Below are 13,469 nucleotides of genomic sequence, written 5' to 3' on the forward strand. Positions count from 1 at the left end.
TGGCACTCTGACGGCGGTTCTGTACGCGGGGTGCGCGCCGGTGAGAGCCTGGGCCCATGAACGATCCGGCCGAGCGACTGGCCGCCCGCATCGAGCGGTTCGAACAGGCCGCGGACCCCGAGCTCATCTGGGACCCCGCGGCGCTCGCCGAGGCGGAGCAGGCGATGCGGGCGCTGGCCGGCGACCGGTCCGACGCCGCGACCTGGCGGCTGATCGGGATCCTGCACCTGGCCCGCTACCGCCTCGACCAGCGGCTCACGCAGGACACCGCGGTGGCGGGCGCCTTCTTCGCCGCCGTGGCCGTGGTCGATCCCGGGCGCTTACCGGAGAAGCTGCGCGGCTCCAGGGTGCCGCCGGGGGAGACGGCCGACACCTGGGCGGGGCTGGTGGAAGAGGTGTTCGGGCACGTGGACCCGGCCGCGTACCCGCACGTGGGGCTGCTCGTGCACGCCCTGGTGCGGCGGGCGATGGCCCACCCGACGGTGGAGGTGGCCGAGCGGCTCGGCCGGCTGCTGCTGCAGGAGTCCATGCGCGCCGCCGACCCCGGGTGGGCGCCCGGCGCGCTGTCCCTGCTGGGCGGCGGCCTGGTGAGGCTGCACGGGCTCACCGGGGACCGGGAGGTCATCGACGACGCCGTGCACGTGCTGCTCAGGGCGGCGCTGGCCGACGGGGCGCAGGGCGGAGAGCTGGCCGGGGCGCTCGCCCTGGCCGTGCCCGATGACGTGGAGCTGGTGGCGGCCTACCTGGGGGCCGCCGGGAGCGCGCCGGGCAGCCAGGACAGGTCGCAGGCGCTCAGGACGCTCGTCGACCTCACCCAGGCGCGGGCCGCCGCGTCGTGCGCGGACGGCGACCTGCTGGCGTTCATCAGGGTGGGGCAGTGCGCGCTGGACTTCTGGCACGATCAGTGGGCCCACCCCGGCGTGCTGGGCCCGTACGCGGCCGGGCTGGTCGAGTGGTACGTCGTCTCCGGCAACGAGCACTCGCTGGAAGCGGCGACGGAGATGCTGCAGGCCCTGCACCTGACGCCCGACGAGACGGCGCGGGGGCTGGGCGCCGACCCGGTGGTCCGGCTCGTCCTGCTGGGCGAGCGGCGCTGGCGGCGGTACGGCGTCACCGGCGCCCTGGCCGACCTGGACATCGCCGTCGAGGCGATGCGCGAGGCGGCCGAGCTGGCTCCCCCCGGCCATCCCGAGCGCCCCGGGCTGCTCACCGGCCTGGCGAACGCGCTGCTCAGGAGGGCCGTCGTGACCGGCGGGGACGCCGCCGGGCCGATCGCGGCCGCCCGCACGGCGCTGGCGGAACACGGTGAGCAGGATCCGGGGCGGGCCGGCGCCCTGGTGCTGCTGGGCCGGGCGCTCCACCTGGAGCGCACCGCGCGGGGCGCCGACGAGGCCGTTGGTGTGCTGCGCGAGGCCCTGGCGGCCGGTGGGCGGGCGGCCGTCCAGGTGGAGGCGTACGGGCTGGTCGCCGAGGTGCTGGTGTGGCGCGCCCTGCGGGCCGGTGCCGCGCGGCGGGCGGAGGATCTGGACGAGGCGGTGGCGGCCGCCCGCCAGGGCGCCGAGCTGGCCCTGAAGAGCGCCCGCGACCAGGTGCCGGCGGAACGCGCGCTGGCCAGGGCGCTGCTCGCGCGCTTCTCGGCGCGGGGCGGCGCGGGCGATCTCGCCGAGGCGCTCAAACTGGCCTCGGGCGGCGACCCCGTCGTCCTGTCCGAGATCGGCGCCGTCCTCGACTCCCCGGACGACACGCCGGGCACGCCGCCTGGCCCGGCTGCCCCGCCGCTGGATGAGCCGCCCGGCCCGGTCGCCCCGCCGCCTGGGGAGTCGCTTGGTGCGGCCGCCGCCTCGTCTGGTGAGTCGCTCGGTGCGGTCCCCGGGACGCCGGACGAGTCGCTCGGTGCGGCCGCCGTGTCCCTGGCCTTGCAGACGCCGGATGACGACGTGGCGTTCAAGCTGCTGCGGTTCGCCGAGCGGGCCGCCGACGTGCCCGCGGAATTCCTGCTCGACGCCGGCGCGCGGCTGGCCGAGCTGGGGCGGTACCCGGTGGCCGGGCGGGTGCTGGAGCGAGCCGCCGGGGCCGCCGCCGGGTCGCCGTCCCGGCAGGCGTACGCGCTGTCCGCGCAGGGGACGAACCACGAGCAGCTCGGGGAGTTCGACGCGGCGCTGGAGGCGTTCAGGCGGTCGGCGGCGATCCACCGCTCGCTCGGCGAGACCGGGTCCGAGGCGCGGCAACTCGGCAGCATGGGCAAGGTCCTGCTGCGGACCGGCGACGCCGCGGGCGCGGTCGAGCACCACCTGCGCGCCGCCGCCCTGAGCGAGAGCGCCGGGCTGGCCGCCCAGGAGGCCGCCCACCAGGCGGACGCGGCCGGCGCCTGCCTGGCCGCGGGCGACCCCGCCAGGGCGGTTACCTGCGCGGCCCGGGCCAGGGAGCTCTACCTGGGGCTGGGCGAGACGCGGGCGGCCGCACTCGTCCTCGTGCCGGCCGCCGGGGCGGCCGCCGACCAGGGTGACCTCATCGCCGCCGGGGAGCGCATCGTGGCCTGCACCCTGGAGCTGGAGGCCCGCGGCGCCTGGGAGGACGCCTGCAGGGCGCTCGACGCGCACGCCGTACGGCTGGCCGCCCTCGGCCACCTCGCCCAGGCCGCCACCTGCGAGAACCGCCTGGTGGAGATCGTGCGGCGCCGGGGGCAGCCCCGGGAACCGGCCGACGAGTGGTACCGCGTCGCGCAACGCCGCCGCGGCCACGGCGCCACCGACAGCGCCAGGGTCGCCTTCGAGCTGGCCGAGCGCGAGTACGAGGCCATCGGCCACGCCGACGGCGCCGCCTCCGTCCGCTACAACCTGGGGGTGCTCGCCTACACCGAGGGGGCGGCCGAGCGGGCGCTGGAGGACTTCGGGGCGGCGGGGGAGCGGTTCGCCACGCTGCGGGCGCCCGCCAAGGAGGCGGTGGCGCTGAGCATGCGTGCCGCCTGCCTGACCGGCCTGGAGCGCCACGACGAGGCTCTGGCGGACCTGGAGCGGGCTCTGGAGCTCGCCGCCGCGGCGGAGGACCGGGACGCGCTGTTCACGGCCAGGCTGGGGCGGGCGGCGCTGGACGTGGCGCTGGGGGAGTTCCAGGCGGGCGCGGAACGGCTGCGCTCGGCGCTGGGGCCGGCGGCCGGCGACCCGCTCAAGGAGGCCGTCGTACGCGACCGGCTGGCCGCCCTCGCCGCCCGTACCGGGGAGTTGCGGGCGCAGGTGGCGGCGCTGGAGCTGGCGGTGGCGGGCTTCCGCGCGAGCGGCCGTCACCGGCTGGCCGCGCTGGCCTCCATCAAGCTGGGGTTCGCCCTGGAGGAACGCGGCGAATTCCGCCGCGCCCGAGCAGCCCTCGAATCAGGCCTCGAATCCCTCACCACCACTCCGCCACCAGATGGTGGCACCGGCCTGGAGGGACTACCGGGGGTGGCCGGAGGCTCCGCGGCGGGCTCCGTCCTGGGTGGAGGTGCCGGAGCGGGTGACTTCCTTCGGTTGGAGGGGGCGCCGTTCGAGGTGGTGGTGGCGATGGCGGGCGGGCTGGACGTGGCGTTCCTGGCCCGGCTGGCCTCCATCCAGCTCACGATGGGGGACCTGACCCGCGGCCGGGCCACCCTGGAGCAGGCGCTCGCGGCGCTCCGGACCGGCGGCCGCGGCGAGCCGGCGGAGCGGCTGGAGCTCTGGCTGCGGCTGGCGGAGGCCGAGGCGGCCGGCGACCTGGTCACTGCCCGCGCCGTGGCCGAGCAGGCCCTCGCCGCCGATCCCACCCAGAGCACGAACGGCCGGACCCCCACGCGGCCCTACAGCCCGGACTCCGGCGACCGGTCTTACCTGCTGGCCAGGCTCTCCACGTACTGCCGTGCCCTGGGCGATCTCACCGCCGCCCACGACCACGCGGCCCGCGGCTACGAGCTGCGCGACGAGCGCGTGATCGAGCACCTGCGCAACCTCGGCACGGCGGCCAGGGAGCTGGGCAGGTCCGGCGAGGCGGTGGAGCACCTCACCAGGGCCGCCGGCCTGGCCCGCCGGCCGGGCTCCTCCCTCCCCGCCCAGCTCATCGGAGTCCTCACCGAGCTGGGCCGGAGCCTGACCGACGAGGCCCGCTGGGCCGAGGCCGCCCGCGTGTACGACGAGGGCCTGTCCCTGGCCGGGCCCGCGATCTGGCGCGCCCAGCGGTCCGCGCTGCTCGTCGGCCGTGCCGCACTCCACCTCAAACTAGGCGAACTGGACGCGGCAGCCACCGGCTACACCCGCGCCATCTCCCTCATGGAGGAACAGAAAGATCGGACCGGCGGCCTGGCGACCGCCTATGCGGACCTTGCCCTGATCCACCTCCTGCGCGGCGAACGCCCGCAGGCCGTCCCGCTCGTCGAACGGGCCCTCGACCTCAACACCGCCCACGGCCGCCGGCGCGGGGCCGTCCTCGACCTGATCATGCTCGCCCGCCTCCTGGACTCCGCCCGCGCGACGGTCCACCTGGAGGAGGCCCTGACCCTGGCCAGAGAGAGCGGATTCACCGCCGGGGAGGCGATGGCGCTGAGCCGCCTGGGGGCCCTCGACGTCGCCGGCTCCCACGCCTCCCACGCCTCCCGCGCCCACCGCCGCCTGTCCACCGCCATCGACCTGCTGGAGCAACTCGGGCACGAGCCGGACCTGGCGGCGGCCCACCATGACCGTTCCCTGGCCGCTGAGGCGCTCGGTGACCTGCCGGGGGCGCTCGCCGACGCCGAACGCGCCGGCGACCTGGGCCACGCCCCCGCCCGCGACCGGGCGATCACCCTCGCGGCGCGCTCGGGTCAGGGGATGACGGCCTGGCGGCACGCGGAGTGGAGCAAGGCCCACGCCCTGACGGCCGCGCTAGGCGACCGGCACCCACCCGTTCCGAGCGGCGTACCCCTCGATCTGCGGGAGGCGGAACAACGCGCGTTGGACGCCGTACGAACCCTCGAGTCGGCCGCCCACCGCACCCGCGACCCTGCCGAGGCCGCCGCCCTCACCCGCCGCGCCCGCACGGCCCGTACCGGCCTGAACGCCCTGTGGCAGCGCATGAAACCCCTCGCCCCCGCCTACGTCACCCTCCGCCACCCCGCCCCACTCACCCACCCCCAACTGGACACCCTCGTCACCATCACCCCTCCACCAGACCACCCCCGGCCGGCAACCCCCACCGCCGGCGCCTCACCCGCCCAGCCGCATCCGGACACCCCCACCGCCACGGGGACTCACCCGGACCGGGCCGAGCCGAAGGCCCCCGCCGCCGGCACCCGATCCGGCAGGGCCCGGCCGGGCACCACTGTCCCCGCCCGTAGCGGCCCTACCGGGCTGCTGGGCTTCCACGTCGGCGGGGACTCCGTGACCGTGCTGGCACACCGCACCGGCTGGGCCGAGCCGCGCGCCTTCCCCGCCTTCGTCGGCCCCGGCCTGCTGGCCGACTTCGCCGCCGCCACCACCGGCCGCCGTCCGGGACTGCTGGACCTGGAGACCCGCCGCCACCGAGTGGATCTCCGGCACCGCATGGCCGACCTGCTGCTGGCCCCGGCCCTTGAGGCCCTGGGCGAGGACCTCGGCCTGCTCTACCTGATCCCGCACGCCGGCCTGCACCGCCTCCCGCTGCACGCGCTGGCCCCCGGCGGCCGCCCCCTCCTCGAACGTTTCCCGGTCGTCCACGCCCCGTCCGCCGCGGCCCTCACCCACCTGACCGGGCGCGCCCCCGCCGAAGGAGGACGGTCACTGGTGCTCGGCTTCACCGTGAACCCCGACGACCGCCCCGTGTCCGAAGGAGCCGCGCAGGACGCCGCCGGCCTGCTCGGCACCCGGCCCCACACGGGCTCCGCGGCCACCGCCGCGCTCCTGCCGGGCTCCTGGGACGTCGTGCATCTGTCCTGCCCGGCCGCGTTCGACCCGGCGGACCCGTACGGCTCGGGCATCCGCCTCGCCGACGGCCTCCTCACCGCCAGGCAGCTCATGAGCATGACCGTGGACGCCAGACTGGTCATCCTCGCCGCCCACGAGCCCGCCCCCGCCGCCGCGCAGGAGACCGGCTCACCGGCGGCCGGCATCGCCGCCCTCACCCAGGCCCTGCTCCACGCCGGCGCCAGGTCCGTACTCCTCACCCTCTGGCCACCGGCCGCCGAACTCACCCGCGCCCTCCTGCGCGACTTCCACACCAGGCTGCGCGACGGCACCGGCCAGGCACAGGCCCTGCGCGCTTCCGTCCTGGACTTACGCGAGCTGTACGGCTCCGCCGAGCCCGAGCTGTGGGCCCCCTACGTACTGGTCGGCCTGCCGAACTAGCCGACGGGCACGGTCACGTCGGGCGCGGCGGTCGTCGTTCCGGATTTGCGGACGCCCGACTGCGGGACGGCGCCCTCAGCCGCCCCGCGGGTCGTTCCGGCGCTCGGGCTGCCCGAGCGCCGGGTCCGTCGCCCGGCTCACCGGGGGTGCCTGAACGCCGAGCCACTTCGAGTCCGGCATGAGCGTGGACAGGACCAGGCAGCCGGCGAAGCCCACCACCAGCCCCACCGCGTAGCCGCCGAACGCGTCGGGCAAGTCCAGCAGCGCCGTCACCGCGCCCCCGCCCACGGCGGCCAGCACCGCGGTCAGGTCGGCCAGTCCCGCCGCACCCCGTCCGCGCCCCCACGTCCCACAGGTGATCCAGCCGAGCACGAGCCCGAAGCAGACGGCGCCGACCACGGCCATGCGGCAACCTCCTCGCCAGAAGGGATCATCGCTCACGATCGCACGACGTGACGGCACCTGGCTAGAGGGCCGGGTCGGACGTCCGGGAGGAGCGGGCGGCTAGAGGTAGGACTTGGTCGCGGTCACCAGCTCGGCCTGCGCGTCGCGGGTGTCGATGTAGAGGGCCGTGCCGGGGGTGCGCTCGCGCACGTCCTGGTCGCGGATCAGGAACACGGCCGGGGCCACTCCCACGTCGCCGTAACGCCGGGCGACGGCCGCGCCGATCGCCCGGCGCACGTCGCCCACCACCTCCCGCGAGGTGTGCCCTGGCCCGGCGGCGGCGACGTAGCCCAGCATCCCCGCGAAGCGCAGCTCCAGCTCGGCCGCGGGGCGCTGCGCGGGCAGCACCGGCCGGTCCAGCCAGAACACCTTGCCCGCCAGGAAGCCCGCGTAGCCGGCGCCGTCCTGGCCGAGCTCGCGCGCCGTCTCGGCGAGCAGCTCGCCGAACTCGGCCAGCTCCGCCTCGGGAGGCAGGTCCGTGGTGACGAACAGGGGCACGATCAGCGCGTCGTCGAGCATGATGACTATCCGTTCACGAGGGTTCGACTGTTCTCAGTGATTCGCCCATCACTGGACGAAGGTCCCCGTCTTGCCCGGTATCCCGGAGCGGGGTTGACGCTTCACAGCCACCAGCCCCGCTGGGCGGGGTCTTACGGTCGGCTCCACGTCCGTTTCGCGTCTCCGGGCCACTCCCGGCGACACGCCGCTCCACCAGCGCGGCCAGATTGCGCGCGGCGTTGACGTCGCGATCCATGACCAGCCCACACGAGGGACAGGCGAACGTACGCACCCGCAGGGGCAGCTTGGCTTTCACTGCCCCACATCCCGAGCACGTCTTCGAGGAGGGAAACCAGCGATCGGCCACCACCAGCCGCCCGCCCTGCCAGGCGGTCTTGTAGGCCAGTTGGCGGCGGATCTCACCGAACCCCGCATCACAGATCGCACGGGCCAACCGCCGGTTGCGGACCATGCCGGCGACATGCAGGTCCTCCACCACCACGGTGCCGTAGGTGCGGGCCAGGCCCGTGGTCAGCTTGTGGATCGCGTCGCGGCGCAGCGCCGCCACCCGGTGGTGGATCCGGTTGCGCTGGATGTTGGCACGCACCCAGCGCCTGGACGGCCGCTGCCCGCTCCGCCGGTCCGGGCCACGCTTGCGTGAGACGGCCCGGCAGGCGCGGCGTAGCTTGCGCAGCGCGGCGGCCAGATGCTTCGGGTTTTCGGCCGGTGGCCGCCCGTCGGAGAACACCGCCAGCGTCTTGACGCCGAGATCGACGCCCAGCACGGCGTCCGGACGTGCGGGCGTCCGCGCGGGGCGCTGGGTGTGCACCGCGAAGGAGACGAACCAGCGTCCGGCCGTGAACCGGATGGTGGCCGAGGTGATCCGCGCCGTTCCGGCCCGGAGGCGGCGGGCGAGGGTGCGGGTGGATTCGTGGGTCTTGATCCTGCCCAGTACGGGCAACACCACGTGCGTGTGCCCGTACAGCCGGAGCGCGCCGGTGGTGAACCGCACTGACAGCGCCGCCGTGTGTTTGGCGCGGAAGGTGGGGAATCCCATTTTCCGGCCCTTGCGCTTGCCGGTCCTGGACTCACGCCAGTTCTTCAACGCGGTGGCCAGCCGGTCCAGGCCGCAGGCGTAGGCCTCCTTGGAATGCTCCGCCCACCAGGGCGCGACCTCGTGTTTGGCTGCGTTCCAGGCCTTGCGCAGCGCGTACATCGACCACGACAGCGGCGGGGTGAGCTGGTCCTCTTGCAGTCCGTAGGAGCGTTCGGCGGTCCGCTGGTCCAGGTTGGCTTTGATGCGGGCCAGTCCCCAGTTGAAGGCGACGCGTGCCGCGCCGCAGTGTGAGGCGAGCGCGCGGGCCTGAGAGGGGGTGGGGTCGAGGGCGAACCGGTAGGCCTGCACGACCAGCATCGACCACACCCCCGAAATGTTCACTGAACGTGACCGTTAGATTACCAGTAGTCCGGCTCGGATAGAACACCTGAGCGATACCTGGAACGCCAATCGGCTGCTTCACCCCACGGCCCTCCATCGACACATCTTGATGAATGCTGACAAGCGCTGACAACATGACCAACAGCTCAGAGCTCTCCATGAGGAGCCTCATCGTAGGGTGCGGCACTGACAATTCCTGCGCCCGCCACTCCGGCCTCCCGCGAGTCCCCGGGCGCGACTGCGAAACGGTCGCGACTGCTCTGATCGTCAGTACGGGGCGGGGCGAGCGCGAGGAGGCCCGCGTGCTCCGGATCGTGAGTACGGGGCGAGGTGTGAGGCCCCGGCATCGTGGGGGCGGGTGGGGTGAGAGGACCTGGGATCGCGGGTGAGGGCGAGAGTGTCTGCGGTTCCCCCAGCCCGTGGCGGTGGGGGTGGGTAGGATCGCGGATGGCCGTGGCTCTTCTGATCACCGGTACGGTCGGCGCGGGCAAGACCTCTGTTGCCGGGGCGGTCGGCGATCTGCTCGCCGAGCTCGGCCAGCCGCACGCCGTCATCGATCTCGACTGGCTGCGCCGCCTCTGGCCCGCACCCACGGACGACCCCTTGGGCGGCGCCGTGACCCTGCGCAACCTGCGTGCCGTGGCCGGTAACTTCCTGGCCGAGGGGGTGCGGCGGCTGGTGCTGGCGGGCGTCATCGAGGACCGCGAAGAGCACCGCCGCCACGAGGAGGCCCTCGGCGTCCCTCTCTCCGTCTGCCGGATCCGCCTCGCGCTCCCCGAGGCGCACCGGCGGCTGGCCGAACGCCACCGGCACGAGCCCGAGGCGCTCGACTGGCATCTGCGGAGGGCCGGGGAGTTGGCGGCGGTGCTTGACGCGGCCCGGTTGGGCGACTTCTGCGTGGACGGCACCGGTGGCACTCCGCGCCAGGTCGCCGAACGGGTCCTCGCCGGATGGCGCGTCTGACCTCGCCAGGTGCCGAATTCAGCGGTTGGTCCACTCGTCCTGCAGCGCCGAGTGCACGATCGAGTCGCGCCACCCCTGCGGCGTGTGCATGGTGCCGGATGCGGCCCTCCTCCGCCATGCCCGCCGTCGGCATCGCGAGCTGGGCCGGCAGGTTGGCGGGGGAGCGGGCGCCCCAGATCCGGTGCAGCCCCAGCTCCTTGAACCCGAACACCAGCAGCAGCCGTACGAGATCCGTGCCGATACCCCGCCCCCACTGGTCGGGATGGAGCCCGAACCCGATCTCGGCGCTGTGCGGATGCCGGCCTGAGACCCGCAGCCGGGCCACCCCGATCACCTTGCGGCTGGAGGCGTCCACCACGGTCGGGACGTAGAGGCGGCGCGGCTCCGCGGCGGCCGCCTCCAGGGCCTGGCCGACGAGGCCGGCCACCTCCGCCGGGCTGCGCGGCTCGAACGGCAGGTGCTGGGTCGCCACCGGGTCACCGTAGATGGCATGCAGGGCGGTCACGTCGGCCTCCGTGATGTCACAGAGGCCGAGCCGCTCGCCCTCGCACACTACGGGCCGCATGCGCAAGAACGTAAGCGACTTCAGTGATCTTTACAAGACCCGGTCAAGTAGCGAGCTGGCTTCCGTAAGCCCGGGCGACAAGTTCGGCGACGGCGCTATGGGCGCCGAGCGGCAGCGCGTGTCCGGCGTCGATCGCCGTGGCGGCCTGCTCGACGATCTCCGCCGGGGCCTCGTGGCCGATCAGGCAGGGCGCGACGGCCAGTCGTCGCGCGCCGGCCGCCCGCAGCCGCTGCGCCGCGACGCCGACCCCGGGCTCGCTGTCGAGGGAGGCGGCGACCACCGGCAGTGTGAGCCTGGAGGCCAGGAGCACCGCGGTGGCCTGCACGGAGTGCACGGCCCGCTCGCCGCCCACCGTGGCCAGGATGACGGCGTCGACGGGGCTGGAGACGTTCAGCAGGCGTACCCGGTCGGCCCGGGCCAGCCCGCGCTCCGCCAGCCTGATGTGCAGGGCCTCGGCCAGCAGCGGGTGGGGGCCGAGCGCCTCGGTGGCGACGGCGCTGGATCCGCTTGCCGCGATGGCCTTGCCGATCTCCGCCAGGACGACCGGGTCGTCCCACGTGAGCAGGGGCACGACCACGGAGTCACGGCCGGCGGGCAGGGAGTCGGCCAGGTCGGTGACGCTCGTCAGGCGCACCTCGATCTGCGGGTTGTCGACGCGTACCACGGCCGCGATCTCCTCGGCCACTCCGGAGGTGCCCCCAGGGGTGGCGAGCACGAGCAGAGGGGCGTCCGGCGGCAGGGACGTGGGCACGGGACGGCGGTGACGACCGCCACCCGGCCGCGGGGAACGTTCACGTACAGGCAGGCTCACAGGCGCGCAGTTTATGCGCATTCGAGGATGGTTGTTCGATGAATCGATGGCGATTGCGTCACAACCCGGCGCCTCGTGATCGAGATGACCTTGTTATCGCCTCCTACGTTGACTTATCTGTTAGAAACGGAAACCCTGAAGCGACTAGAAACGCGTTCTAGAGCGACAGTTACAGGACCGTCCCCTGGAGGATGGGAATGAAGCCGTTCTATGTTCGCGAGCTGAGCGTCTACCCCGTGGGCCGGCGCCGGATCCTTCTCCTCGCCGTCGCCGTCCTGGCGAGCCTGGTGGCCAACTTCGAGACCACACTGGCCACCATCCTGCCCCTCCTCATGGACGACCTCAGCATGTCGCTCACCGTCTACGGCCAGATCGCCGCGCTGTCGGTGCTGGTGGGCGGGGTCTCGGCCGGGTTCGGTGGCATCCTGTCCGACCGGTGGGGACGCGTCACCATCCTGGTGCCGACCCTGACCGTCACGGCGGCCTGCAACTTCCTGCTCGCCACCGTGGACAGCGTGGCGGAGCTGTTCTGGGTCCGGTGCCTGATGCTGTTCATCGAGGGCGCGGGCATCACGATCACCGCCTCGCTGGTGCGGGACTTCTCGCCGCGCATGGGGCGGGCGCAGGCGTTCGCGTTCTGGACCTGGGGGCCGGTGGGGGCGTCGTTCCTGGCCTCGTTCATCGCGGGGTTCACGCTCCCGCTGTTCGGCAACGCGTGGCAGTCTCAGGCGATCATCATGGGCGTGGTGTCGCTGGCGATGTGCGCGGTCATCGTGTGGAAGATCGCCGAGCCGTCGGGGGCGCTGCGGGCCCAGGTGCTCCAGGCCGAGCAGGCCGTGGCGGCCGCGGGGAGCCCCGCGCACGGCCGGGTACGGGAGCTGCTGAGGCATCCGCACCTGTGGGCACACGTCTTCGGCAACACCGGCTGGCAGGTGCTCTACTGGACGTTCGCGATCTTCGGCCAGACCATCCTGTCCGACGCGTTCGGCATGGACGCGGCGGTCGCCAACCGGGTGGTGGCGCTGGGCATCGTGCTCAACGCCGCGGCCGTGGTGGTGGTCGGCCGCCTGTCCGACCGCCGGCAGTTGCGCAAGCCGTTCACCGCTGTCGGAACGGTGCTGACGGCGGGGGCGCTGGCCTACTTCATCTCCCTGGCCGGCCCCGGCGTCCCCACCGCGCAGGTCACGATCGTGTACGCGCTGCTCTTCCTGTTCATGGGCATCGCGTACGTGCCCTGGATGGCCAACTTCTCCGAGGACGCCGAGGACGTCGAATCCCGGCTCCAGGGCTCCGCGCTGGGCATCTGGGGCATGGTCGTCCGCGTCATGATCGTGGTGATGCTGGTGGTCTCGCCGCCGATCGTGGAGGCCGGCGGATGGGAGACCTGGCTGGCCGTAGCGCTGGCCGGCCAGGTCGTCTTCCTGGCGTCGATGGTGGCCTTCAAGGGCCGGTGGCGCACGCCGAAGGCCGCGCCCCCGGAGGTGGCGGGCTAGGCTCAGCGGGACGGCACGACGACCGACTGCGGGTTTCCCGGCGCGTACACCGTGATGCCCTGGGGCAGCGACTTCAGCTTCTCGATCTCGGCGCAGGCCGGGCACTTGTCGTAGCCGTCCTGCCGGGCCCGGTTCGCCTCCGCCTCCGCCCTGGCCTGGGCGACCTTCGCCTGCGCCTCGGCCACGGCCGCGGAGGCCGCGAGGGAGCGGTTCACCGCCTGCTGCACCTCGCCCGGCAGCGTCACCTTGACCAGCGTGAACCGCAGCCCGGAGAAGAAGTCCCCGCCCAGCGTCGCGGGCAGGTCGCGGGCCAGCGCGGCGTTGACCTCGTCCTGGACCCTGGCGATGGCGGCGTTGCCGTCCTGCGGTTTCGGGTCCGTGGCCCCCTCGGAGCTCCGCAGCAGCGAGCATGAGGGGACCAGCTCCGCGCAGCGCATGGCGCCGAGCCGGCTGCGCAGCGCGTTGTCGATCACCGGCCGGACCGCCTGGCCGAAGAACGCCGTCCAGCCCTCGTCGCCTTCCCACGCGTAGAGCGAGCGGTCGTCCTGGGCGCGGAAGGTACGGGTGCCGTACCTGTCGTCGAACTGCTTCAGCGTCTCGTGGTCGAGGTTGAGCGTGAAGTACAGGGTGCCCTCGATGCCGAGGTTCACGCCGTCGCTGCTCGGCACGGTGACCACGTCCACTCCGAGGTTGGTGGCCCGCTTGGCGTCGGCGGTGATCGTGTAGAACCGCTGCTGCGCCGGGTAGAGGTGGGTGGCGGACCACAGGCCGGTCCAGGTCATGCCCGAGCCGGGGTCGATCACCTGGCGTACCTTGTTGTCGTCGAGCGGCCCGCCGTCGCGGATGACGGCGACCTCGCCGCCGCTCGTGCTCTCCATGCCTCCCAGGGCCCCGATGAGCACGGGGACCGCGATCAGGGCGGCGACGACGATGAGGGCGATTCTCATGCGTTCCC

At 73.9% G+C, this 13,469-nt stretch carries 8 protein-coding genes and 1 pseudogene; 3 read left to right on the top strand and 6 right to left on the bottom strand.

Annotated features, from left to right (window positions below):
- Positions 1-56 precede the first annotated feature (56 nt).
- Positions 57-6,302, top strand: a complete 6,246-nt coding sequence (locus ABGB18_RS14645) for a CHAT domain-containing protein (protein WP_347696023.1) — start codon at positions 57-59, stop codon at positions 6,300-6,302.
- A gap of 75 nt (positions 6,303-6,377) precedes the next feature.
- Here the strand turns inward: ABGB18_RS14645 and ABGB18_RS14650 are convergent, their stop codons facing one another.
- The 3 genes from ABGB18_RS14650 to tnpB form a co-directional block, all read right to left on the bottom strand.
- A complete protein-coding gene (locus ABGB18_RS14650) occupies positions 6,378-6,707 on the bottom strand; it encodes a hypothetical protein (protein ID WP_347696024.1) in 330 nt (109 codons plus the stop codon).
- A 99-nt stretch (positions 6,708-6,806) separates the two neighbouring features.
- Positions 6,807-7,265, bottom strand: a complete 459-nt coding sequence (locus tag ABGB18_RS14655) for a hypothetical protein (RefSeq protein ID WP_347696025.1) — start codon at positions 7,263-7,265, stop codon at positions 6,807-6,809.
- A 13-nt stretch (positions 7,266-7,278) separates the two neighbouring features.
- Positions 7,279-8,658, bottom strand: a complete 1,380-nt coding sequence (tnpB, locus tag ABGB18_RS14660) for an IS607 family element RNA-guided endonuclease TnpB (protein ID WP_347696026.1) — start codon at positions 8,656-8,658, stop codon at positions 7,279-7,281.
- A 471-nt stretch (positions 8,659-9,129) separates the two neighbouring features.
- Here tnpB and ABGB18_RS14665 point away from each other — a divergent pair, with 471 nt between their 5' ends.
- A complete protein-coding gene (locus ABGB18_RS14665) occupies positions 9,130-9,645 on the top strand; it encodes a hypothetical protein (protein ID WP_347696247.1) in 516 nt (171 codons plus the stop codon).
- Positions 9,646-9,820: 175 nt separating this feature from the next.
- Here ABGB18_RS14665 and ABGB18_RS14670 read toward each other — a convergent pair.
- Both ABGB18_RS14670 and ABGB18_RS14675 read right to left on the bottom strand, forming a co-directional pair.
- Positions 9,821-10,210: pseudogene (locus ABGB18_RS14670) on the bottom strand (GNAT family N-acetyltransferase); the annotation flags it as partial.
- A 43-nt stretch (positions 10,211-10,253) separates the two neighbouring features.
- A complete protein-coding gene (locus ABGB18_RS14675) occupies positions 10,254-10,961 on the bottom strand; it encodes a hypothetical protein (RefSeq protein ID WP_347696027.1) in 708 nt (235 codons plus the stop codon).
- Positions 10,962-11,218: 257 nt separating this feature from the next.
- Between ABGB18_RS14675 and ABGB18_RS14680 the strand changes: the two genes are divergently transcribed.
- The gene (locus ABGB18_RS14680; protein ID WP_347696028.1) at positions 11,219-12,514 is read left to right on the top strand and encodes an MFS transporter; all 1,296 of its coding nucleotides are present in this window, start codon (positions 11,219-11,221) and stop codon (positions 12,512-12,514) included.
- A gap of 2 nt (positions 12,515-12,516) precedes the next feature.
- Here ABGB18_RS14680 and ABGB18_RS14685 read toward each other — a convergent pair whose 3' ends face one another.
- Entirely contained in the window at positions 12,517-13,461 is a 945-nt protein-coding gene (locus tag ABGB18_RS14685) for an SPFH domain-containing protein (RefSeq protein WP_347696029.1), read from the bottom strand.
- Between the last annotated feature and the right edge of the window lie 8 nt (positions 13,462-13,469).

The sequence above is a fragment of the Nonomuraea sp. B12E4 genome (assembly GCF_039871825.1).
Classification (GTDB): Bacteria; Actinomycetota; Actinomycetes; order Streptosporangiales; family Streptosporangiaceae; genus Nonomuraea.